The organism is Teichococcus oryzae (assembly GCF_008386565.1).
Classification (GTDB): Bacteria; Pseudomonadota; Alphaproteobacteria; order Acetobacterales; family Acetobacteraceae; genus Pseudoroseomonas; species Pseudoroseomonas oryzae.
Window position 1 is genome coordinate 30,412 of the sequence record NZ_VUKA01000003.1, and the last position, 22,049, is coordinate 52,460.

The 22,049-nt window shown below is 69.1% G+C and carries 19 protein-coding genes and 1 tRNA gene; 4 read left to right on the plus strand and 16 right to left on the minus strand.

What is annotated here, in order from left to right; genetic code table 11:
* Positions 1-13: 13 nt before the first annotated feature.
* From F0Q34_RS08880 to F0Q34_RS08900, 5 genes are all read right to left on the minus strand, one after another.
* The gene (locus F0Q34_RS08880) at positions 14-1,318 is read right to left on the minus strand and encodes an O-acetylhomoserine aminocarboxypropyltransferase/cysteine synthase family protein (protein WP_149811858.1); all 1,305 of its coding nucleotides are present in this window, start codon (positions 1,316-1,318) and stop codon (positions 14-16) included.
* A gap of 12 nt (positions 1,319-1,330) precedes the next feature.
* Entirely contained in the window at positions 1,331-2,275 is a 945-nt protein-coding gene (locus tag F0Q34_RS08885; RefSeq protein WP_149811859.1) for an ABC transporter substrate-binding protein, read from the minus strand.
* A gap of 100 nt (positions 2,276-2,375) precedes the next feature.
* Entirely contained in the window at positions 2,376-3,119 is a 744-nt protein-coding gene (locus tag F0Q34_RS08890; RefSeq protein WP_149811860.1) for an ABC transporter ATP-binding protein, read from the minus strand.
* 3 nt (positions 3,120-3,122) lie between these two features.
* Positions 3,123-3,977, minus strand: a complete 855-nt coding sequence (locus F0Q34_RS08895; RefSeq protein WP_149811861.1) for an ABC transporter permease — start codon at positions 3,975-3,977, stop codon at positions 3,123-3,125.
* A gap of 459 nt (positions 3,978-4,436) precedes the next feature.
* On the minus strand, positions 4,437-5,381 hold the full coding sequence (locus tag F0Q34_RS08900) for a LysR family transcriptional regulator (protein WP_149811862.1): 945 nt from the start codon (positions 5,379-5,381) through the stop codon (positions 4,437-4,439).
* A 199-nt stretch (positions 5,382-5,580) separates the two neighbouring features.
* On the opposite strand from F0Q34_RS08900, the gene F0Q34_RS08905 reads away from it, so the two are divergent.
* The 4 genes from F0Q34_RS08905 to F0Q34_RS08920 all read left to right on the plus strand — a co-directional run bounded on the left by F0Q34_RS08905 (position 5,581) and on the right by F0Q34_RS08920 (position 9,458).
* Complete coding sequence (locus F0Q34_RS08905; protein WP_306419384.1) at positions 5,581-6,213, plus strand: FMN-dependent NADH-azoreductase; 633 nt, start codon at positions 5,581-5,583, stop codon at positions 6,211-6,213.
* 41 nt (positions 6,214-6,254) lie between these two features.
* On the plus strand, positions 6,255-6,695 hold the full coding sequence (locus F0Q34_RS08910; RefSeq protein ID WP_149811863.1) for a DoxX family protein: 441 nt from the start codon (positions 6,255-6,257) through the stop codon (positions 6,693-6,695).
* Between the two features lie 127 nt (positions 6,696-6,822).
* Positions 6,823-7,797 (plus strand): glutathione S-transferase family protein, encoded by a 975-nt coding sequence (locus F0Q34_RS08915; protein ID WP_149811864.1) that lies wholly within the window; start codon positions 6,823-6,825, stop codon positions 7,795-7,797.
* Positions 7,798-8,105: 308 nt separating this feature from the next.
* Complete coding sequence (locus F0Q34_RS08920; RefSeq protein ID WP_149811865.1) at positions 8,106-9,458, plus strand: MFS transporter; 1,353 nt, start codon at positions 8,106-8,108, stop codon at positions 9,456-9,458.
* 316 nt (positions 9,459-9,774) lie between these two features.
* Here the strand turns inward: F0Q34_RS08920 and F0Q34_RS08925 are convergent.
* From F0Q34_RS08925 to F0Q34_RS08975, 11 genes are all read right to left on the minus strand, one after another.
* Positions 9,775-9,849 (minus strand) — tRNA-Gly (locus F0Q34_RS08925).
* A 275-nt stretch (positions 9,850-10,124) separates the two neighbouring features.
* On the minus strand, positions 10,125-10,526 hold the full coding sequence (locus F0Q34_RS08930; RefSeq protein WP_206667981.1) for a VOC family protein: 402 nt from the start codon (positions 10,524-10,526) through the stop codon (positions 10,125-10,127).
* Complete coding sequence (locus F0Q34_RS08935) at positions 10,523-12,007, minus strand: M81 family metallopeptidase (protein WP_149811866.1); 1,485 nt, start codon at positions 12,005-12,007, stop codon at positions 10,523-10,525. The genes F0Q34_RS08930 and F0Q34_RS08935 overlap by 4 nt, the downstream gene beginning before the upstream one ends.
* Positions 12,008-12,011: 4 nt before the next feature.
* Positions 12,012-13,250 carry a Zn-dependent hydrolase gene (locus F0Q34_RS08940; RefSeq protein ID WP_149811867.1) on the minus strand — a complete coding sequence of 413 codons (1,239 nt, stop codon included), beginning with the start codon at positions 13,248-13,250 and terminating at the stop codon, positions 12,012-12,014.
* A complete protein-coding gene (locus F0Q34_RS08945; protein WP_149811868.1) occupies positions 13,247-14,533 on the minus strand; it encodes an ArgE/DapE family deacylase in 1,287 nt (428 codons plus the stop codon). The genes F0Q34_RS08940 and F0Q34_RS08945 overlap by 4 nt, the downstream gene beginning before the upstream one ends.
* 13 nt (positions 14,534-14,546) lie before the next feature.
* Entirely contained in the window at positions 14,547-16,160 is a 1,614-nt protein-coding gene (locus tag F0Q34_RS08950; protein ID WP_149811869.1) for an ABC transporter ATP-binding protein, read from the minus strand.
* Positions 16,157-17,002 (minus strand): ABC transporter permease, encoded by an 846-nt coding sequence (locus F0Q34_RS08955; RefSeq protein WP_149811870.1) that lies wholly within the window; start codon positions 17,000-17,002, stop codon positions 16,157-16,159. Before F0Q34_RS08955 ends, F0Q34_RS08950 begins: the two co-directional genes overlap by 4 nt.
* Positions 17,002-17,979, minus strand: coding sequence for an ABC transporter permease (locus F0Q34_RS08960; RefSeq protein WP_456316239.1), 978 nt, complete (start codon positions 17,977-17,979; stop codon positions 17,002-17,004). Before F0Q34_RS08960 ends, F0Q34_RS08955 begins: the two co-directional genes overlap by 1 nt.
* A gap of 9 nt (positions 17,980-17,988) precedes the next feature.
* A complete protein-coding gene (locus F0Q34_RS08965) occupies positions 17,989-19,575 on the minus strand; it encodes an ABC transporter substrate-binding protein (RefSeq protein WP_241665403.1) in 1,587 nt (528 codons plus the stop codon).
* A 77-nt stretch (positions 19,576-19,652) separates the two neighbouring features.
* On the minus strand, positions 19,653-20,687 hold the full coding sequence (locus tag F0Q34_RS08970) for an amino acid ABC transporter substrate-binding protein (protein WP_149811872.1): 1,035 nt from the start codon (positions 20,685-20,687) through the stop codon (positions 19,653-19,655).
* 50 nt (positions 20,688-20,737) lie between these two features.
* Positions 20,738-22,033, minus strand: a complete 1,296-nt coding sequence (locus tag F0Q34_RS08975) for an NAD(P)/FAD-dependent oxidoreductase (RefSeq protein WP_149811873.1) — start codon at positions 22,031-22,033, stop codon at positions 20,738-20,740.
* Positions 22,034-22,049 lie beyond the last annotated feature (16 nt).

Below are 22,049 nucleotides of genomic sequence, written 5' to 3' on the forward strand. Positions count from 1 at the left end.
GTGTCTGCGGTTCCTATTCTGCGGCGATCGGAAGGGCCGTGGCGGCCAGGGCTTGGTCCAGGTCCTCAAGGATGTCGTCGATATGCTCCAGCCCGACCGACAGGCGCACATAGCCAGGCGTGACACCGGTCGCGCGCTGGTCCTCGGGCGAAAGCTGGCTGTGCGTGGTGCTGGCGGGATGGATGGCGAGGCTGCGCGCATCGCCGATATTGGCGACGTGGTAGAACAGCCTGAGCGCGTCGATGAAGCGGGCCCCGGCTGCCGCCCCGCCTTCCAGCTCGAAGCCCACCAGCCCGCCATGGCCGCCGCGCAGATAGCGTTCCGCCCGCGCCCGCGCCTCGCCCTGCTGCTGGGAGGGATGGATCACCCGCGACACGCCGGGCCGCTTCGCCAGCCATGCGGCAACCGCCGTGGCATTGGCCGAATGCTGGCGGATGCGCAGCGGCAGCGTCTCGATGCCTTGCAGGATCTGGAAGGCGTTGAAGGGCGAAAGCGGCGCGCCGATGTCGCGCTGCACGGAGCTGCGCACCGCCGCGATATAGGGAGCGACGCCCAGCCTTGGCGCGGCCTCCGTCCAGACGGTGCCGTGGTAGCTCGGGTCCGGCGCGTTGAGCGAGGGCTGGCGCTCCGGATGCGCCGCCCAGTCAAAATTCCCGCCATCGATGATGGCGCCGGCGATGGAGGTGCCGTGGCCACCCAGATATTTGGTGGCCGAATACACCACCACCGCCGCGCCATGGTCGAAGGGGCGGGCCAGCAGCGGCGCGGCGGTGTTGTCCAGGATCAGCGGAATGCCGGCCCCGCGGCCGATGGCGGCGACCTCGGCGATGGGAAACACCGCGAGCTTCGGGTTGGGCAGCGTTTCCCCGTAATAAGCGCGGGTGCGGCCGTCGGTGGCGCGCCGGAAGTTCTCCGGGTCGGCCGGGTCCACGAAGCGGACCTCGATGCCCTGGCGCTTCAGCGTGTTGGCGAACAGGTTCCAGGTGCCGCCGTAAAGATCGGTGGAGGAGACGATGTTGTCCCCCGCCTGGGCCAGCGCCAGCACCGAGAAGGCCGAGGCCGCCTGGCCGGAGCCGAGCGCCAGCGCGCCGGCGCCCCCTTCCAGCGCGGCGAGGCGGCGTTCCAGCACGTCAACGGTGGGGTTGCCGGTGCGCGAATAGATGAAGCCGGTCTGCTCCAGCCCGAACAGGCTCCGGGCATGCTCGCTGTCGGCGAACTGGTAGGAGGTGGTCTGGAAGATCGGCACGGCGACGGCGCCATTGCTGGCATCGGCGCGCCATCCGGCATGCAGGGCCTGGGTTTCCGGGCGATGGGACATGGTGCTTTTCCTTCAGCCTTCGGGCAGGGCGAAGCTGGTGTCGAAGGCCTCGGCCACGCGGATCGGGCGGGAGAAGACGCCGAACTCCACCGCCTGGTCGCTGGCCTGCTGCAATTCCGCCACCAGCGCGGCGTCGATCGGCACGGCGCGGCTTTGCTGCACCTCATAGGCGCGGCGCAGCATCGGCTCGGGGATGCGCGTCAGTTCCGAAGTGCTGCGGGCAAAGGCGGGGATGTTGCCGCGGGCCCAGTTCCAGCCGCGCTGGTTGCGCCGCAGGAAATCCTGCAACAGGGGCCGCTTCTCGCGGATGACCTTTTCATTCACCGAGATGAAGTTCACCGTCGGCGTCAGCCCGGTGCCGTCGGCCAGAACACGCGCCCCGAAGCCCTCCACCTCGATGGAGATGTAGGGTTCCCAGATGGCCCAGGCATCAACGGCGCCGGAGCGGAAGGCCAGCGAGCCATCGGCCGGGCCGAGGGGAACGATGGTGACCTCCCCGGGCGCGATGTTGTCCCGCTTCAGCGCGGCGCGGACCAGGTACTGCCCCCAGCCGCCACGGTTGCCGACGACCTTCCTGCCGCGCAGATCGGCGATCGTGCGGATCGGGCTGTCGCCCCGCACCAGGATGGCCTGGGAGGCGGGGTTGTGCCGGGTGGCGCCGATCGCCCGGATGGGCGCGCCATTGGCGTAAACGCTCAGAAAGGCGAGGTCGCCCTGCGAGCCGAGGTCGATCGCGCCGGCATTGAGCGCTTCCAGCAACGGGGCGGCGGCGGGGAACTCGCTCCATTCGATGCGGTAGGGCAGGTCCCGCCCCTCGCCGGAAACATCGATCAACGAGCGCAGGCCGCCCTTCTGGTTGCCGATGCGCAGGATCGGGAGCTCGCCGCGGGCGATGGCGGGGGCGGCGAGCAGGGTGGCGGCACCGAAAAGGGCGCGCCGGCGGAGGGCAAGGGTCATGGGATTCTCATTCAGCTGCGTGCGGATGGCGATGGCGGGCGGCGGCAAGGCGCGGGGCCCGCGCCGACATCGCTCCATCAGGGGCAGGCGCCGCTTCACCTCAGGCGGCCCTGGCGGTGGCGTCATGGCCATCCTCATCGACGCCGAGCGTGCCGAGCAGGCGCACCCGCAAGGCATCGAACCCTTCCGCCGAGCGGCGGCGGGGGCGCGGCAGCTTCACGGACAGGTCCTCGACCAGATGGCCCTGCGCGAGAACCAGGACCCGGTCCGCCAGCAGCAGGGCTTCCTCCACGTCATGCGTCACCAGCAGCACGGCGGGGCGGTGGGCCTGCCACAGCTCGGCCACGAGGGATTGCATGCGCAGGCGCGTCAGCGCGTCCAGCGAGGCGAAGGGTTCATCCAGCAGCAAAAGCTCCGGCTCCCGCACCAGGGCGCGGGCCAGGCCGGTGCGCTGCGCTTCCCCGCCCGAAAGCGTCAGGGGCCAGGCCGTTGCCCGGTGCGAAAGCTCCACTTCCCGCAGGGCGCTCAGGGCGCGCTCGCGGATGGTTCCCGCCTCCCCCCTCAGGCCCAGCGCGACATTGTGCCAGACGCGTTTCCACGGCATCAGCCGCGGTTCCTGGAACACGACGGCGCGCCGTTCCGGAAGGCTGGCCTCGCCTTCCGTGACGGGATCGAGCCCGGCGAGGGTGCGCAGCAGCGTCGTCTTGCCGGAACCGCTGCGACCCAGCAGTGCGACGAACTCGCCCTTGCGGATGGTGAGGTCGATGCGGTCCAGCACCGGCGGTACCGCGGAGCCATGGAAGCGGCGGGTGAGCGCGCGCAGGGTGACAACGGCGTCGCCCATCGTTCAGCCCTCCCGCACCAGGGACGGGCGCCAGGCCAGGGCGCGGCGTTCCACCATCCGCACCAGCTGGTCGGCGCCGAGGCCGAGCAGCGCATAAACCAGGAGGCCCACCAGGATGACATCGGTGCGCAGGAATTCGCGCGCATCCATCACCAGGAAGCCGATGCCGGCCGTGGCGTTGATCTGTTCCCCGACCACAAGGCTGAGCCAGGCCGTGCCGAGCCCGTAGCGCAGCCCCACCAGTGCCTGTGGCAGCGCGGCGGGCAGGATGATGTGGCGGATCTGCCCGGCACGGTCGAGGCCGAGGATGCGGCCCGCCTCCAGCAGCTTCGGGTCCACGCCGCGAATGCCGCCGAACAGGGTGAGGTAGATCGGGAAGGTGGCGCCCAGCGCGACCAGGGCGATCTTGGTTGTTTCCCCGATGCCGAACCAGAGGATGAACAGCGGCACCAGCGCCAGGAAGGGCAATGCGCGCAGCATCTGCATGCTGGCATCCACCGCATCCTCGCCCAGCTTCGAAAGCCCCGCCGTCAGGCCCAGCGAAACGCCGGCGAAGATCGCGATGGCGAGGCCGATCACCACGCGCTGCAAGGAAACGAGCAGGTGGTAGGGCAACTCGCCCGTCACGGTCAGGGACCAGGCGGCGGCGGCGATGTCGAGCGGCGGCGCCATCAGGCGCGTCGAGATCCATCCCGCCTGTGCCGCCACCTGCCAGGAGAGCACCAGCAGAACCGGCACCAGGAAGCGGCGCAGATGGCTGGGTTTCGGTAGCCGGATGAAGCCATGCCGGGTGGCGGCGGGCGGGGCGGCCGGCCGGTCGGATGCTGGTTGCGCGGTGAGATCGACTGAAACGGACATGCCGGATACTCCGCCGGGAGAGAGTGATATCGGGATCTGAGTCGGCAATTCAGACGCAGCGACAGCCCGCGATGACAGGTCGGCACGGCATGATGGAAGGCGAGCTGGACAGCCGGGAGGCATGGTCAGGCGGCTGCGGTATCAAGCAGGGTCGGTTCATGCGGCTCACCATCGCCAAGACGGAAGCATATTCACGCACCGTATTAGATATTCGTCAACTTCCACTTATACAAATGGCAAATTATTCGGGGGCGGTGGACCCAGGGCCTTGAAGCCGCTGCTACGAAACCGCTCCGAACGCGGGCAGCGGAATGCGCGAAGGCCGGATACGGCGAACAGGAAGCATGAAGAACGAAGATGAATCGTTGATAGATCGTCGGAAGCATCCCCATGATGGCCGCTTCGGCGGGAGGACCGCCTTGCAGCCGCCACCGCGCCTGGGCCTGGGCGGCGCAGGGATCAGCCCGGATGCCGCCCCTCTCCCGCCGCGGTGGTGTCTGGCATCCAGTCATCCCAGCCTGGGTGCTCCCCGAAGCGGGGCAGCAGGAAATCGATGAAGCTGCGGATCTTGGCCGACAGGTGTCGCCCCGGCGGATAAACCGCCTGGATGGCGAGGTCCGGCAGGCGGTAGCCGGGCAGGACCGGAACCAGCCCCCCGGCCGCGAGGTCCGCCCCGACAATGAAGCTTGGCTGAAGGACAATGCCGGCGCCGCGCAGCGCCGCGGCCCGCAGGACATCGCCATTGTTGGAATCCAGCCTGCCCCGGATGCGGACCGGAACCGGCCCCTGCGGGCCCTCGAACACCCATTCCGCGCGGGCCTGATACCGGTAGCCCAGGCAGTCATGCCCGGTGAGGTCGGCCGGGTGCCGCGGCCATCCGCGCCGTTCCAGGTATTCCGGCGCGGCGCAGGCCACCATCCGGCAGGGCGCGAGGCGGCGGGCGATCAGGCTGCTGTCCGGAAGCCGCGCGATGCGGATGGCGAGGTCGTAGCCCTCCTCCACCAGGTCGACGACACGGTCGTTCAGCGTCAGCTCCACCGTGACTTCGGGATGGGCCGCCATGTAGTCGGCCACCGCGGTGGCCAGGTGAAGCACCCCGAAGGAAACCGGCGCATTGACCCGCAGCCGGCCGCGCGGCCTGGCCTGGAGTTCCCCCACCGCCCCCTCGGTTTCAGCGAGGTCGGCCAGAAGCTGGATCGTGCGCTCGTAATACACCCGGCCCGCCTCGGTCAGGCTGACCTTGCGGGTCGTGCGGTTCAGCAGGCGCGCGCCCAGATGCTCCTCCAGGTCCTGCACATGCTTGCTCACCATGGCCCGGGAAAGCCGCAGCTCGGCGGCGGCGGCGGTGAAGCCGCCCCGCTCGGCCACCCTGACAAAGGCTTCCATCGCCGCCAGACGATCCATGCCCCTGTTCCCTCGGCAGCGCCCAGATCGGGCAGTGCATGATTGGTCAATCTGACGAGACAATCTGTCAAGAAGAAGCGCGTTTATCCAGAAATTCCACCTCTCTACCTTTCGGGTCAACCAAGGAAGGGCTCCGGTCCGTTTCCTTCCGCAACCAGATGGCCGCTCCCCAGCGGGGCCAACGGCCAGATGAGAGGCAATGACCATGAAGATCCTGCACATCGATTCCAGCCTGCTCGGCGACGCTTCCATTTCCCGCCGGCTGACGGCCTCGATTGTCGGCGCCCTGCGCCAGGATGCGCCGGGGGCCGGGATTTCCTATCGCGACCTCGCCGCCACGCCGCCATCCCATCTCTCGGGGCAGGTGCTGCAGGCCATGACCAGCAGCCAGCCTGAGGCGCTGACGGAGGCGCAGCGCCAGGAACGCGACCTCACCGATGCGCTGCTGGCCGAGTTCCTTGCGGCCGACATCGTGGTGATCGGCGCGCCGATGTACAATTTCTCCATCCCGACCCAGCTCAAGGCCTGGATCGACCGCATCGCCCAGGCGGGAAAGACCTTCCGCTACACGGAAAACGGCCCGGTCGGGCTGGCCGGCGGCAAGCGCGTGGTGATCGCCTCCTCGCGCGGCGGCGCCTATGCGGCGGATGCGGCGTCGCAGGCGCTCGACCACCAGGAAGCCTATCTGCGCACCGTGCTGAACTTCTTCGGCATCACGGATATCAGCGTGGTGCGCGCCGAGGGCCTCGCCCTGGGCGATGCGGCCCGCGGCAAGGCGCTGCTACGGGCGCAGGCGCAGATCGACGCCATGGCGCCGCGCGCCGCCGCCTGAACGCTTCCCCCACCACGCACCCAGACATCGAGAAAGCCCCCATGACCGACAACCGCAACACCGCCCATGCGGCCCTCCTGCTTCGCCTCAGCCTCGGCATCCTGTTCTTGGCGCATGGGCTGATGAAGGTTTTTGTGTTCACGCCAGCCGGGACCGCGCAGTTCTTCGAAAGCCTCGGCTATCCCGGTTTCCTCGCCTATCTCGTCATGCTGGGCGAGGTGGGCGGCGGTGCCGCGCTGCTTCTCGGCCTTTGGACCCGGGTCATTTCCCTGGCGCTGCTGCCGATCATGATCGGCGCCACGCTGCAACATGCCGGCAGCGGCTGGCTGTTCAGCGCCCCGGGCGGCGGCTGGGAATTTCCTTTGTTCTGGAGCGTGACCCTGGTTGTGCAGGCCCTGCTCGGCGATGGCGCCTATGCCTTGAAGCCGGCCACCCTGCTCGGCCGGGCCGGGGCCGGCCGCGTCCGGCGCGCCACGCCCTGAGCCGGGCACGCAACCCGGCGGCGTCGCCGGGTGTTCCGCTCCGCAGCGCCGCAGAAGGCCGGCCTTCCCATCCCGGCACGCCGCGCCGGGGCTTTGAAACAGCTTCAGCTTGAACGGGAGTTCCGGGATGGGCCTTCTTGTGGACGGCGTCTGGCGGGACCAGTGGTACGACACCGGGAAAAGCGGCGGGCGCTTCGTCCGCGGCGAAAGCCGGTTCCGCAGCTGGGTCACGCCCGATGGCGCACCCGGCCCCACCGGTGAGGGCGGCTTCGCCGCCGAGCCCGGCCGCTACCATCTCTATATCGCCCGCGCCTGCCCCTGGGCGCACCGGACCATGATCTTCCGCGCCCTGAAGGGGCTGGAGGATGCGATCTCCTTCTCGGTCACGCATTGGCTCATGGCCGAGCAGGGCTGGACTTTCGAGGCCGGCCCCGGCGTGGTGCCCGACATGGTCACCGGGGCCCATGCCCTGCACGAGGTCTATACCCGCGCCGATCCGCGCTATTCCGGCCGCGTGACCGTGCCCGTGCTGTGGGACAAGCAGCGGGGCACCATTGTCAGCAACGAATCCGCCGACATCATCCGCATGCTCAACAGCGCCTTCAATGAAGCCGGCGCGACGGAGGACGATTATTATCCGGAGGAGCTGCGCGGCGAGATCGACGCCCTGAACGCCCGCATCTACGACACGGTGAACAACGGCGTCTACAAGGCGGGCTTCGCCACCACCCAGGCCGCCCATGAGGAAGCCATCGGACCGCTGTTCGAAACGCTGGACTGGCTGGAGGCGCAGCTGTCGGACCGCCGCTTCCTGTGCGGCGAGCGGCAGACCGAGGCCGATTGGCGCCTGTTCACCACCCTGCTGCGCTTCGATCCGGTTTATGTCGGCCACTTCAAGTGCAACATCCGCCGGCTGGTCGATTACCCGAACCTTTGGGCCTACACGCGCGAGCTCTACCAACAGCCCGGCATTCGCGAGACGGTCGATTTCGCCCACATCAAGGGGCATTATTACCAGAGCCACGCCACGATCAATCCCACGGGGATCGTGCCCCTCGGCCCCGCCATCGACTTCGACGCGCCCGTGGACCGGCGGCGCTGACCGCCCCGGGACCGTGAGGCGCCCCGCGCGTTCATGCCATGGTTCCGCGCCGCCGGCGGGGCGTTCCCAGGCGCCGCGTTGATGGGTGGCGCATTGCTGGCCTGCATGATGGCGCCGTGATGGCCGGGGCCATGCAGGCTAGTGTCCCGCCCGCGCGAGCGCCTGCTGGCCCGCGTGGCTCGGAAGGCCACGCGCCTTGGGCGTGCCGCCGGACTGAGCCCAGGGCGCGCGGCAGCGCAGGGCCTGGGCACCAGAAATATTCCGCGCCGGCCCACCACTCGGGCCCGGCCCCGTGAAGGACGCATTCCATGCCACCGACAACAACCGACCCGCAGGCTTCGGCAGCGCCCGCCAATTCGCGATCGCGCGTGATCTTCGCCAGCCTGATCGGCACCACGATCGAGTTCTACGACTTCTACGTTTATGCGACGGCGGCGGTGCTGGTGTTCCCGCACCTGTTCTTTCCCACCGGCAACGAAACCACGGCGCTGCTGTCCTCCTTCGCCGTTTTCGGGGCCGCCATGGTGGCCCGGCCGCTGGGCGCGGTGTTCTTTGGCCATCTCGGCGACAAGCGCGGCCGCAAGGCCACCCTTGTCGGCGCGCTGCTGACCATGGGCATCGCGACCTTTCTGATCGGCCTGCTGCCGACCTATGCGATGGCGGGGTGGCTTGCCCCTGCCCTGCTGGTGGTGCTGCGCCTCGCGCAGGGCTTCGCGCTGGGCGGCGAATGGAGCGGCGCCGCCCTGGTGGCGACCGAGAACGCGCCCGCGGGCAAGCGCGCCGTTTTCGGCACCTTTCCGCAGCTTGGCGCCCCGCTCGGCTTCATTGTCGCCAATGGCCTGTTCCTGATCATCGCCGCGATGCTGCCTTCCAGCGATCCTTCCCGGCCATCGGAGGCCTTTCTGGAATGGGGCTGGCGCATCCCGTTCCTGTTCTCGGCCGTGATGGTGGTGGTCGGGCTCTGGGTGCGGCTCAACCTTGTGGAAAGCACGGCCTTCGAGAAGACGGTGAAGCGTGGGCGCGTGACGCGGCTGCCCCTGGCCGAGGTGTTCCGGACGCATGGAAAGGAGCTCGTGCTCGGCACCTTCTACATGCTGGCCACCTATGTGCTCTTCTACCTGATGACCACCTTCTCCCTCAGCTATGGCCGCGCGGCGGCCGAGGGCGCGGTGCCGGGCCTCGGCTACAGCTACAACAGCTTCGTGCTGATGATGATCGTCGGTGTGGTGTTCTTCGGCATCTTCACGCTGGTGTCCGGCCCCTGGGCCGATAGATGGGGCCGCCGCCGGACCCTGATCTGGGTCACGGTCGGGATCGCCGTGTTCGGCCTTGTCTGGGTGCCGTTCCTGTCGGCCGGCTTTGTGGGCGTGATGGCCTGGCTGATCCTCGGCTTCACCCTGATGGGCCTGACCTTCGGCCCGATGGGCGCGCTGCTGCCGGAGCTTTTCCCGGCCAATGTGCGCTATACCGGCTCCGGCATCTCCTACAACGTGTCGTCGATCCTGGGCGCGGCGGTGGCGCCCTTTATTGCCGTGGCCCTGTGGCGCCTGGGCGAGGGCAGCCCGTTCTGGGTGGGCATCTATCTTTCGGTGATGTCGGTGCTGACCTTGGTTTCCCTGCTGCTGGGCTCGGAAACCAAAGATGTCGATATCGAGGCCTAAAGCCCGGCCTGGGGGGGGGCGTGAAGGCCGCTTGACCGGGCATCGCACCGGAAAGCCACCGGCAACGGAATGCCGGTGGCCGCCCCTTCGCGGGCGGCAACCATGATGGAAGCGGATGGGCCACCGGTTGCCGCAGCCCCAGCGAGCAGGATCATTTCCGGCTTGAGGACGTCGCGTGCTTCGGCATCGCAGGGCGACGGACCAAACGCATTGCGCCACGCCCGCATGGCAGGGTGGTGATGCTGATCGCTGATGGAAGATGAACCGGCTTCCCGTGGAAGCCATCCGCGAAGTTGCGGCATCCTTTGGAAGAAACTGGAGCGGGCGAAGGGATTCGAACCCTCGACCCCAACCTTGGCAAGGTTGTGCTCTACCCCTGAGCTACGCCCGCGCTCCGTTCGGCGTGGCAGCCATATGTCACGCCGATTGGACGCATGCAAGGCCCTCCGGATGGCATTCGGCAAAAAATCCTGAAGGTCGCGGTGCGGCCCTGGAACGGTTCCGCATCCTCAGGCCGGAAAGGCCAGGTTGGGGCGGCGACCTCCCGCAGGCGGCCGCCAGACATGTTCCAGGGGCGCCGTGAGCGTCTGATCCCGCGACAAAGGCCAGGGGGGACGGCAGCCGCCCTGCCCGGCCGCCGGGCTTCCGGTCCGGGAGGGCGCGCCATCAACCCGGAAGGGCGCGGTGAACGATGCAGAGCTTGTTGCCGTCCGGATCACGCAGATAGGCGCCGTAATACTGCGCGCTGTAGTGGGGGCGCAGGCCCGGCGCCCCCTCGTCGCTGCCACCCGCCTTGAGCCCGGCGGCATGGGCGGCATCCACCGCGGCGCGGTCGGGGGCGAAGAAGGCCGTCATGCCGCCATTGCCCGGGGTGGCCGGCTGCCCATCGAAGGGGCGGCACACATAGAACTCGGCCGGGTCGCCGGGCCTTTGCCAGCAGGCCCAGCCGATCTCCGGCTCATCCGTCCTGCGCTCCAGGCCGAGCGGCAGCAGCACGGCGTCATAGAAGCGCGTGGCGGCGGCGTAATCCCGCGCGCCCACGGTGACGTGGCTGAACAGCCCGCTCATGCCGCCCGCGGCCGGGTGCGCAATCCAGGGCGCAGGTTGCGGAAGGGCAGCGAGGAAGGATCGGCCACCACCGGCCCGGGCGCCGCGACCACCAGCACCTCGGAAGCGATGGGCTGGAAATCGGCGCGGAAATGCACGCTGCTTTTCAGCGCCAGGATCTTCTCCGCCGCCGGATCGACGCCGATATGGCGGAACAGCGCCTGGTCATGCGCCTGCATCTTGCGGCTGACCACGATCACCTTCACCGGCCCGATGGCGACCAGCGCGGTGGGGCCGAGATCGGCCGGGTTGCCACGATTCATCGGTCCCGTGCAGGTGAAGCGGCCATCGCTCAGCCGCAGCACCCTGGCGCGCGTCTCGAAGGGCACGCCATCCGACTTGCCGCCCAGCCGCAGGGACAGCTCCGCCCCCTCCCCCGCCGCGTGGCAGGCGGCGGCGCTTTCCGCGTCGTTGATCAGGCCAAGCGTCGCCGGCGCACCCTGGCGCACCAGCTCGGCCAGCAGCCCCGTGGTGTCGCCATGGCCGCCGCCACCGGGATTGTCCTGGGTGTCGGCCATCACCACCGGCTTGCCGGCCGTGGCGGCCAGCTCCACCGCCCGGGCCACGCCTTCCGCCGCCGGCAGCGCGCTGCCGGCGAAAAGCGGCTCCCGCTCGGCCAGCACGCCGGCCAGCGCGTCGGCGGCGGCATCGGCGGCGTTCTGGCTGTCCGCGAAGGCGGCCAGGGCGACGCCGCAATCGGCGAAATCGGCGTAGGGGAAGCCGAAGCAGAAGGCCAGCTCGGCCGCGCCTTCCTGCCCGGCGATCGCTTCCCGCGCATCCATCACGCCCGCCATCGGCTCGACCATGGTGCATTGCGTGGTCAGCGGCATCCAGTATTCGGCCTGGCGGAACGCCTTGGCGAAGGGGGCGCCGCGCGTGATGCGCTCCGCCAGCAGCCGCATGGCGCGGGCGCCGGCCGCCTTCATGTCCACATGCGGATAGGTGCGATAGGGCGCCACCGCGTCGCACAGCCGGACCATCTGCGCCGTCAGGTTGCAATGCGGGTCCAGGCTGATGGTCAGCGGCATGTCGGGGCCGATCACGGCGCGGACACGGCGCAGCACCTCGCCCTCTCCATCGGGGAAGTTCTCCGCGACCATGGCGCCGTGCAGGTCGAGATACACGCCATCCAGCGGCCCTTCGTCCAGCACCCGGACAAGGTCGGCGACGAGGCAGGCGCAGATCCGCTCGAAGGCTTCCTCATTGACGGGGCCGGCCGGGTTGGCGAAGCACCAGGACAGCGGCACCAGCTCGAAGCCGCGCGCCTCCGCCTCGGCGATGGCGCCGGCGCTGGCGACGGAGGTCGGGCGCAGCGTCTCCACCAGGGCGCCGCCGCGCACATAGCCGGGAAAGCCGCCGGGCTTACGGAACTCCGGCCAGCCCGTGGGGCGTGGGGCGAAGGAATGGCTTTCGTGCAGGAAGCCGCCAATGGCGATGCGCATGGGATTATCCTTCACGGATGGAATTGGCGGTGGCCAGCACGGCGTCGGCCAGCACGACAAGGCCGGCCTCGGCCCATTCGGGCGTGATGTTCTCGGCCTCGTTGTGGCTCACGCCGCCTTCGCAGGGCACGAAGATCATCGCCGTCGGCACGCGGCGTGCGAGGTAGACGGCGTCATGGCCGATGCCGGTGGGCATCCGCTTGCTGCGCAGGTTGCGCCCCTCGGCCGCGCGCTGCAGCGCGGCCACCAGGTCCTCGCTGAAGGGCGTCAGCGGGAAATCCCAGAAATGCGCCACATCGATGCCGATCCTGCGCCGCGCGGCGATGTCCGCGGCGCGCTGCCTTAGCGCGGCGTCCATGCGCGCCAGCGCGGCAGGCTCGCCATGGCGGAAATCGACGCTGAACCAGACGCGGGACGGCACAACGTTGCGGCTGTCCGGCTGCACGGTCAGGCGGCCCACCGTGCCGCGCCCGCCCTCGGCCAGCGCGATCTCCTCCACCGCCTGCACCAGCTGCGCCGCGCCCATCATCGCGTCCCGCCGCGGCGCCATGGCGGAGCCGCCATGCGCTTCCTCCCCGGTGACGGTGATGTCGAGCCAAAGCTGCGCCAGGGCGCGGTCGACGATGCCGACAGGGATGTTCTCGGCCTCCAGCGTCGGGCCCTGCTCGATATGCAGCTCGAAATAGGCGCCGAGCGATTGCAGCGCGGCGGGATCGGCATCTCCCTGCCAGCCGATGCGGCGCAGTTCCTCGCCGAACACAGCGCCGGCCGGGTCCTGCTTGGCCAGGATCTCCGCCTCCTCGAACAATCCCATGGCGACGCCGCTGCCCATCATCGGCGGCGAGAAGCGGGCGCCTTCCTCATTGGTCCAGTTGACCAGCACGATCGGCGCCTCGGTCTCGGTGCCGGATTCATGCAGCGCGCGCAGCACCTCCAGCCCGGCGAGGACGCCCAGCACGCCATCGAACCTGCCGCCCGAGGGCTGGGTGTCGAGATGGCTGCCCATGGCGACGGGCGCGCGCGACGGATCGCGCCCTTCCCGCCGGATCACCATGTTGCCGACGCGGTCCACCGCGACGGAGCAGCCGATCGCCTCGGCCCATCGCCGCAGCAGGGCGCGTGCCTGGCCGTCGCCATCGGTCAGGGTCTGGCGGTTGTTGCCGCCCTTCGGCGTGGCGTCGATCTTCGCCATCTCCATCAGGCTGTCCCACAGCCTGGCGCCGGATACCGGAAGGTTGCTCATGCCTTTTCCACCCCGCACCATTCCGCCATGGTCAGCGCGATGGTGCGCGTCGTGGCGTGGAAGCTTTCCAGGCTGACGCTTTCGTCGATGCCATGGATGGAATCCGCATCCGGGCCGAAGCAGGCGACCGGCGTGTTCTGGTACAGCTCGAAGAAGCGGCCATCGGTGAGGCCGGAGGCCGGGTAGTCCCGCAGCTCGCGGCCATTCGCTTCCGCGAAATGGCGCTGCACCATTTGCACGATGGGCGCTTCCTTGTTGAACACGCAAGGGTCGGCCATGAAGCCGGCGAATTCCAGCGCCACCTTGGTGCCGCGCAGCCGCTCATCGGCCGAAGCCTCCGCCACCAGCCGCTCAATGTCGGCCTTCACCTGCTTCGCCGTGTTGCCGACCATGATGCCGACGCGCAGGCCGATCTTGGCGCGGGTGGGGACGGAGCTGTTCCACTCGCCGCCCTGCACCGTGCCAAAATTGACGTTCACCGGGTGGTTCACGCCGAAGAAGGAGGAATGGATGTTCTCCGCCCGGTTCATCTCCGACTCATAGGCCTTGAAGCGCTGGGAGATGACATAGGCCGCCTCGATGGCGTTCACCCCGGCCTGCATGTCGCGCACGTGGACGGGCCGGCCCGTCACCGTCACCCAGGCCCAGATCACGCCGACCTCGGCGGTGTAGAGGCCTTCCACACCCGGGCCCGGCTCAGGGATGATGACGGCATCGCATTTCGGCAGCGCCACCATGCAGGCCAGTGCGCCATTGCCGGTGCATTCCTCCTCGATGACCGAGTGGAACTGCACTTCCGCCGCCGGTTGCAGCCCGGCCATTTGCAGCGCGCGGAACGCCATGACGTTGGAGATGTCTCCGGCCTTCATGTCGCCCGCGCCACGGCCATACATGCGGCCGCCGCGGATGGAGGGCTCGTAGGGCGGCGTGGCCCAGATGTCGGCGGCGCCTTCCGGCACCACGTCCACATGGCCCTGCAGCACCAGGGAGCGGCCCTTCCGCTCGCGCGGCTGGTGCACGGCCACGACGTTGTCGCGGCCTTCATAGGAGATCAGCGGCGGCGAGAAGCCGGGATGCGAGGCCAGCTCCTCCGGCACGGTCGGCACGCGGCGCGGCTCCAGGCCGAGCGCCGCGTAGTTGCGCGCCATCTCCTCCAGCGCCGAGGCCTCGTTGCCGAGGGTGGAGGGGCAGCGCACCAGCCGCTCCAGCGCCGCGACGGAGTCCGCCTCCAGGGCGGCGACGGCATCGAGGATGGCGCGGCGAACACCGGGATCGAGGGACATGGACGGTCCTCCTTCAGCTGATTTCGGCGAGTTCGGGCGGAGTCCAGCCCCGGCCGGGAATGCTGTCGAGCAATGAGCGCGTGTAGGGATGCTTCGGTGCGCCGAACACCTCGGCGGTCGGGCCAAGCTCGACGATGGCGCCGCGCTGCATCACCGCGATGCGGTCGCAGATCTGGGCCGCCACGCGCAGGTCATGGGTGATGAACAGCATGGTGAGGCCGAGGCGCTGGCGGATCTCCGCCAGCAGGTCGAGCACCTGGGCCTGCACGGACACGTCCAGCGCGGAGACCGGCTCGTCGGCGATCAGCAGTTCCGGCTGCATCGCCAGGGCGCGGGCCAGGCCGATGCGCTGCCGCTGCCCGCCGCTGAACTCATGCGGGTAGCGGTCCATCGCCGAAGGATCGAGCTTCACCAGCCTCAGCAATTCGAGCGCGCGCTGCCGCGCCTCGGCCGGGCTGACGCCGTGGGTGACGGGGCCCTCGGTGATCGCGTCACCCACCTTGCGCCGGGGATTGAGCGAGGCGTAGGGGTCCTGGAACACCATCTGGATGCGCTTGCGGTAGGGCAGCCAGCCCTGGCGCGACAGCGGCCGCAGATTGGCGCCGTGGAACAGGATCTCGCCCTGTTCAGGCTCAACCAGCCGGACCACGCAGCGCGCCAGGGTGGACTTGCCGGAGCCGCTTTCGCCGACGAGGCCGAGCGTCTCGCCCTTGTTCAGGGTGAAGTCGGCATCGTGCACCGCCTTCACCACGGCGCGCGCGCCGAACCAGCCGCCGCGCTGATAGGTCTTGGTGACGCCCTTCATTGCTAGCACCGGCTCCGGGCCGATCGCGGCGCGGTCCGAGGCGCGGCCATGCGGCACGGCGCTGATCAGGGTGCGGGTATAGGGATGGCGGGGCGCGTTCAGCACCTCGGACGCCGTGCCCTGCTCCACGATGCGGCCGCGCTGCATCACCGCGACGCGATCGGCGATCTCCGCCACCACGCCGAAATCATGGGTGATGAACATCACGCCCATGCCGCGCCGCTGCTGGATCTCGCGGATCAGCCGCAGGATCTGCGCCTGCGTCGTCACGTCGAGGGCGGTGGTCGGCTCGTCGGCGATCAGCAGCGCCGGCTCCAGCGCCAGCGCCATGGCGATCATGACGCGCTGCCGCTGCCCGCCGGACAGGCGGAACGGGTGCATCCGCGCGATGGCCGCCGGGTCGGGCAGGTTCACCGCCGCCAGCAATTCCGGCACGCGCGCCTTCGCTTCCGCGCCCTTGCCATGCACGGCCAGGGCCTCGGCGATCTGGTCGCCCACCTTCATCAGCGGGTTCAGCGCCGTCATCGGCTCCTGGAACACCATGGCCATGCGGCGGCCGCGGCGGGAGCGCATCGCCTCCGCCGACAGGCCGAGCAGCGGCTCGCCCTCAAAGGTGATGGCGCCGCCCTTCACCGGCAGGCCCTTGGGCAGCAGCCCCATCACCGTGTTGGCGGTGATCGACTTGCCCGAGCCGCTTTCGCCCACCACGCACAGGATCTCGCCCGCATCGAGATGCAGCGAAACATCCTCCACCGCGTGCGGGCGGTCGGCGCCGGCGGGCAGGCCGACGGTCAGGTTCTCGACAGTGAGAAGCCGGGTCATGCCTTGCCCCCGCGGTTGCGCGCCAGGCGCGGGTTGAGCGCGTCGGACAACCCCTCGCCCACCAGGTTGAGGGACAGCACGGTGAGGAAGATGGCGATGCCGGGGAACACGCTCATCCACCAGGCCATGCGGATGACGCTGCGGCCGGAGCCGATCAGGAAGCCCCAGCTCATCATGTTCGGGTCGCCGAGGCCGAGGAAGGACAGCGCGCTTTCCAGCAGGATGGCCGAGGCCACCATCAGCGAGGACAGCACCACGATCGGCGACAGCGCGTTGGGCAGGATGTCGCCGAACACGATGCTGATGCGCGACTTGCCCAGCACTTCCGAGGCCTGGACGAACTCGCGCGAGCGCAGCGACAGGAACTCGGCCCGCACCACCCGTGCCACGGGCGGCCAGGACACCACGGCGATGGCGAAGACGATGGAGCCGATGGTGGGCGTGAAGATCGCCACCAGCAGGATGGCCAGCACGAAGGAGGGAATAGTCTGGAAGAACTCGGTGAAGCGCATCACGAGATCGTCCGCCAGCCCGCCCAGATAGCCGGCGATGGCGCCGAGCCCGATGCCGATCACCAGCGCCACCACGGTGGACACCGCGCCCACCAGCAGGGAAACGCGGGCGCCATGGGCGATGCCCGCCGCCACGTCGCGCCCGAGGCTGTCCGTGCCCAGCATCATCCCCATCTCGCCCGGCGGGGCGAAGGGCATGCCGGCCATGTCCCACGGGCTGCCGGGATACAGCCAGGGCGCGGCGATGGCGGTGGCGATCACCAGCAGCAGGATCACCAGACCGACCACGGCGCCGCGGTTGCGGCAGAAATTGCGCCAAAAGCCGCGCATCACGACACCTCCACGCGCGGATCGACGATGGCGTAGAGCAGGTCGGTGATGAGGTTGAACAACACCACCATGACGCTGGTGCAGAAGAACACGCCCATCAGCACCTGGTAGTCGCGCGCCAGCAGCGCCTCGAAGGCCAGGCGCCCGATGCCTGGCCAGGCGAACACCGTTTCCACCAGGATCGAGCCGCCGATCAGCTGCCCCGCCTGGATGCCGGCGAAGGTGATCACCGGCAGCATGGCGTTGCGCAGCACGTGGCGGCGCAGGATGCGGCCCTCGGGCACGCCCTTGGCGCGCGCGGTCTTGACGAAGTCCTGGTCCGCCACCTCCAGCATGGTGGCGCGCGTCAGGCGCGCGTAAACGGCGACGTAGAACAACCCCAGGGTCAGTGCCGGCAGCAGCAGGTGCTTGCCGATGTCCAGCAGCCAGGCGAAGCCGGACAGCTCCACCCCGACCGACATCATGCCGAAGGAGGGCAACCATTCCAGCGTCACGCTGAACAGCAGCACCAGCATCAGCCCGACCCAGAACAGCGGCGTGGCGTAGAAGGTCAGCGCCAGCACCGTGATCACGGAATCCGACCAGCTGCCGACGCGCCGCGCCGCCAGCGCCCCCATGGTGACGCCGATGACGATGGCGAACAGGAAGGCGGCGCCGGTCAGCAGCAGGGTGGCCGGAAGCCGGTCCCACAGCAGCGCCGCGACGCTGGCCTGCTGCCGGTGGCTGAAGCCGAGATCCAGCGTCAGCACGCCCTTCAGATACACCCAGAGCTGCACGTAGAGCGGCTGGTCCAGCCCGAACTGCGCCCGGAGCTGTTCCAGGAACTTCGCGTCCGCCGCGCCGGATTGCCCGGCGATGATGCTGGCCGGGTCGCCCGGCGCGGCATGGATCAGGAAGAAATTGCAGACGACGATCGCCAGCACCACGATCGCCGCCTTCACGAGGCGCCCCGCCAGATAGGCGGGGAAACGCGACAACTCCATCCGTCAGGCCATGAACACGTCGTCGAAGCTCGCATGCACGCCGGAGCCCGAGGTGATGACGTTGTTCAGCTTCTTGTCGTAGATGGTGGGGAAGGACATCTCCATCAGCCACAGCAGCGGCACGTCCTCCACCAGGATCTTCTGCACCTCGCTGAAGGCCTGCTGGCGCACCTTGGGGTCGGCGGCGTCGCGGGCCTGCTTGAACAGCTCGTCCACCTTCGGGTTCTCGTAGCCGGCGACGTTGGAGAACAGGATCTTCTTGATGTTGGTGGAAACATAGGAACGCTCCACCCCCAGCGTCGGGTCGCCATACTGGTAGAGATAGTTGATGGTGGTGTCGAACTCCCAGTTGGCCGTGCGCTGGGACCAAGTGCCGACATCGACGCTTTCAAGCTGCAGGTCCACCCCCACCTGGCGGAAGGATTGGCGCAGGAACTCGCCGAGCCGCGTGAACACCTCCCCATAGGGCAGGCTCAGATGCTTGATGGTGAAGCGCACGCCCTGGGCGTTCGGCTTCAGCCCGGCCTCGTCCAGCAGCTTCTTGGCGGCCTCGACATTATAGGCCGGCGCCTTGGCGGAGGCATCGTAGAAGCGCGTGGCGCTGTGGAACGGCCCCGTCGCGGGCTTGCCGATCCCGAACCAGAGGCGCTGGGCGATGAAGTCCCGGTTGACCGCCATGGTCATGGCGCGCCGCACCCGGACATCGTCCAGCGGCTTCACGCGGTGGTTGAAATCCATCCACATCAGCGGGCCCATATACTCCCAGCCTGTGGTCTTCACCTCCAGGTTGGGGCGCGCGCGCATCTGCGGCACGTCGAAGGGCTCGATATCGTTGGACTGGGTCAGCTGCACCTGGCCGCTTTCCAGCGCCAGGCGGCGGCTCTGGCTGTCCGGCACCACGCGGTAGATGATGGCGTCCAGATAGGGCTGGCCCGGCTTCCAGTATTCCTCGAAGCGCTCAAGGCGGATGAAGTTGCCCCGCTGCCATTCGGCGAACTTGAAGGGCCCGGTGCCGATCGGCTTCTGCACCGCCGGCGCCTGCCGGTAATCCTGCCCGTCGAACAGGTGCTTCGGCACAATGGCCGAGACCGTGTTGTCGAACATCAGGATGAAAGGCTCGAAAGGCTCCGACAGCACGAACTTCGCCGTGGTCGGGTTCACCGCCACGCCGTCCTTGATGCGGGCGAAGACACCGCGGGCGCGGGGTGAGACCTCCATGTGGAACTTCATGATGGAGAACACCACGTCGTCGGCCGTCATCGGCTTGCCGTCGTGGAACTTGACGTTCTCCTGGAGGTGGAAGGTGTATTCCAGCCCGTCGGGGCTGATCTCCCAGCTTTTCGCCAGCTCCGGCATGGGCTTCAGCTGCGGGTCGTAGCGCAGCAGCCCCTGGAAGATCTTGCCGCCGACGATCAGGGTCGGCGCCTGGTTGTTGATGCCGACATGCAGGATCGGCGGCTCGGGATTGACGATGCTGGCGAGCGTTCCGCCACGCTTGGGCTGGATGCCCTGGGCCAGGGCATCCTCCGCGCGCATCAGAAAAGGCAGGGCGGCGGCAGTGGCCATGAGGCCACGACGCGAAACAGCCATTGTCGTCTCCATGAACTTCCCTGGCCGAACGCTAGCCTTGGTTCAGCCATATCGACAAGCCCATGGCCCTGGCGGCTTCAGCGGATCGGCGGGGCGTATTGCAGGCCACCCTCGGTGTAGAGGGCGTTGCGGCCGCGCGGCAGGCCCATCGGCGCCACATGCCGGTTCCACACTTCCCCGAGATTGCCCACCTGGCGGATGATATCCACCGCCCATTGGCGGTTGAGGCCCAGCATGGCCCCGAAATCGTCCGAACGGCCGAGCAGGCGCTGCACATCCGGCTGGGCGTCGTCCATCCGGCTGGCCAGGTTGCCGCTGGTGATGCCGAATTCCTCCGCCAGGATCATGGCGTTCTGGGTCCAGCGCACCACGTCGAAGAACCGCTCATCGCCCTTGCGCACCACGGGGCCGAGCGGCTCCTTGCTGATGATCTCGGGCAGGACGATGTAATCCTCCTTGCGGTCGCCCAGCCCCTCGCGGAAGGCGGCCAGGGTGGAGGTGCCGACGGTGAAGGCATCGCAGCGGCCGGCGACCAGCGCGTTGCGGATCTCCTCGACGCTTTCGATGACCACCGGGTTCAGCCGCATGCCGCTGGCGCGGAAATAATCAGCCAGGTTCTTTTCCGTGGTGGTGCCAGGCTGCACGCAGACGCTGGCGCCGTCGAGCTGCTTCGCCGAGGCGACGCCCAGCTTCCGCGACACCAGGAAGCCCTGCCCGTCATAGAACAGCACGCCGGTGAACATCAGCCCCAGCGCCGCTTCCCGCGGCATGGTCCAGGTGGTGTTGGAGGACAGGATGTCGATCTCGCCCGCCTGCAGCGCCGTCAGGCGGTTGGCATAGGTGGTGGGCACATAGCGGACCTTGGCCGCGTCGCCGAGCACCGCGGCCGCCACCGCCTTGCAGAAATCGATGTAAAGGCCGCTGAACTCGCCCCGCTCGCCCAGGAAGGCGAAGCCCGGCAGGTCGGGCGAGGTGCCGCAGACCAGCGCGCCACGGGCGCGGATGGCGTCCAGGGTGGGCGATCCGCCGCGGGTCTGCGCTTCGGCGGGCGGCGGCAGGGCCGGCACCGCCAGCCCCGCCAGAAGGGCCAGGATGCGGAGGCGTCGTGTCATGAAAACAATCCTTGCAGTGCGGGATGAAGCGGGTTTGGCCGCGGGCCGGGCTATCGGGCGCGGAAGCGGCGGGCGGAGAAGGCCTCCACCGGGATTTCCGGCGCCCGCCCCGCCAGCAGCTGCGCCACCACCCGGCCCGTGCGCGGCCCAGACACCAGGCCGACATGGCCATGCCCGAAGGCATGCAGGATGTCCGGCGTGGCGCGGGCGGGACCGATGCAGGGCATGCCGTCCGGCATGGAGGGGCGGTGCCCCATCCACACCTTGACGCGGTCGGCCGGCAGGTCGCGCGGCAGGTTGGGGAAGCAGCCGAGCAGCTTGTCGCGCAGGATCTCGGCCCGCTTCCAGTTCGGCGCTGCCTCCAGCCCGGCGATCTCCACCTGCCCGGCGCAGCGCAGCCCGCCGCGGGTCAGGGTGATCGCCATCTTGCCGTCGGACGGCATCATCGGCGTGCGCGGCCGCACTTCCGGGTCGCTCAGCACGGCGTGGTAGCCGCGCTCGGTTTCCAGCGGCACGTCATCCCCGGCGGCGGCAGCCAGGGCCTTGGAATGGGCGCCGGCGCAGATCACGGCGGCGTCGCAGGCGATCTCGCCCGTTCCCGTGCGCACCGCCTTCAGCCGCCCGGCCTCGATGCGGAAGCCGGTCGCCCTGTCCCGCCGCAGCGCGGCGCCCTGCGCCGCCGCATGCGCCACCAGCGCCGCCACATAGGCGCCGGGATCGGTGCAATGCCCGCCCTGCTCCATCAGCACGGCGAAGGTGTAGCGGCGGTCCAGCTCCGGCTCGCGCTGGCGCAGCTCCTCGCCGGACAGTTCCAGCCAGGGAATGCCCACCGCCTTGCGGATGCGCCAGGACATGGCCTCCGCCTCGAAGGCGGCGCGGTCGGGATAGATGTACATGTCGCCGCGCTGCTCGATCAGCTCCGGCACGCCGGCCTCCGCGGCCAGGCGGCGGTGCAGTGCCGGCCCGTCATGCAGCAGCGGCTGCATCGCCTGGGCGACGCGCAGCACCCGCGCCTCCGTCCAGCCGGACAGCAGGTATTTCACCAGCCAGGGCAGCACGCGCGGGAAATAGGACCAGCGGATCGCCAGCGGCCCCAGCGGGTCGCGCAGATAGCCAGGCACCTTCTTCCACACGCCGGGGCCGGCCGGCGGAATCACCGATTGCGGCGACAGCCAGCAGCCATTGCCATAGCTGGCCGCCTGCTCCCCGCCGGGGGTGCCCGGCTCCAGCAGGGTGACGCGATGCCCGTCCCGCAGCAGCTCAAGGGCGCTGGCGGCGCCGACAATGCCGGCGCCGATCACCACCACATGGCGGCTGGCGGAAGTCCGGGCGGAACGGTCGGTCATGCGGAACCTCTGCGAG

Coding starts and splice junctions, on each gene's coding strand:
- F0Q34_RS08880 (WP_149811858.1), bottom strand. CDS start 1,318: ATGTCCCATCGCCCGGAAACCCAGGCCCTGCATGCCGGATGGCGCGCC.
- F0Q34_RS08885 (WP_149811859.1), bottom strand. CDS start 2,275: ATGACCCTTGCCCTCCGCCGGCGCGCCCTTTTCGGTGCCGCCACCCTG.
- F0Q34_RS08890 (WP_149811860.1), bottom strand. CDS start 3,119: ATGGGCGACGCCGTTGTCACCCTGCGCGCGCTCACCCGCCGCTTCCAT.
- F0Q34_RS08895 (WP_149811861.1), bottom strand. CDS start 3,977: ATGTCCGTTTCAGTCGATCTCACCGCGCAACCAGCATCCGACCGGCCG.
- F0Q34_RS08900 (WP_149811862.1), bottom strand. CDS start 5,381: ATGGATCGTCTGGCGGCGATGGAAGCCTTTGTCAGGGTGGCCGAGCGG.
- F0Q34_RS08905 (WP_306419384.1), top strand. CDS start 5,581: ATGACCATGAAGATCCTGCACATCGATTCCAGCCTGCTCGGCGACGCT.
- F0Q34_RS08910 (WP_149811863.1), top strand. CDS start 6,255: ATGACCGACAACCGCAACACCGCCCATGCGGCCCTCCTGCTTCGCCTC.
- F0Q34_RS08915 (WP_149811864.1), top strand. CDS start 6,823: ATGGGCCTTCTTGTGGACGGCGTCTGGCGGGACCAGTGGTACGACACC.
- F0Q34_RS08920 (WP_149811865.1), top strand. CDS start 8,106: ATGCCACCGACAACAACCGACCCGCAGGCTTCGGCAGCGCCCGCCAAT.
- F0Q34_RS08930 (WP_206667981.1), bottom strand. CDS start 10,526: ATGAGCGGGCTGTTCAGCCACGTCACCGTGGGCGCGCGGGATTACGCC.
- F0Q34_RS08935 (WP_149811866.1), bottom strand. CDS start 12,007: ATGCGCATCGCCATTGGCGGCTTCCTGCACGAAAGCCATTCCTTCGCC.
- F0Q34_RS08940 (WP_149811867.1), bottom strand. CDS start 13,250: ATGAGCAACCTTCCGGTATCCGGCGCCAGGCTGTGGGACAGCCTGATG.
- F0Q34_RS08945 (WP_149811868.1), bottom strand. CDS start 14,533: ATGTCCCTCGATCCCGGTGTTCGCCGCGCCATCCTCGATGCCGTCGCC.
- F0Q34_RS08950 (WP_149811869.1), bottom strand. CDS start 16,160: ATGACCCGGCTTCTCACTGTCGAGAACCTGACCGTCGGCCTGCCCGCC.
- F0Q34_RS08955 (WP_149811870.1), bottom strand. CDS start 17,002: ATGCGCGGCTTTTGGCGCAATTTCTGCCGCAACCGCGGCGCCGTGGTC.
- F0Q34_RS08965 (WP_241665403.1), bottom strand. CDS start 19,575: ATGGCTGTTTCGCGTCGTGGCCTCATGGCCACTGCCGCCGCCCTGCCT.
- F0Q34_RS08970 (WP_149811872.1), bottom strand. CDS start 20,687: ATGACACGACGCCTCCGCATCCTGGCCCTTCTGGCGGGGCTGGCGGTG.
- F0Q34_RS08975 (WP_149811873.1), bottom strand. CDS start 22,033: ATGACCGACCGTTCCGCCCGGACTTCCGCCAGCCGCCATGTGGTGGTG.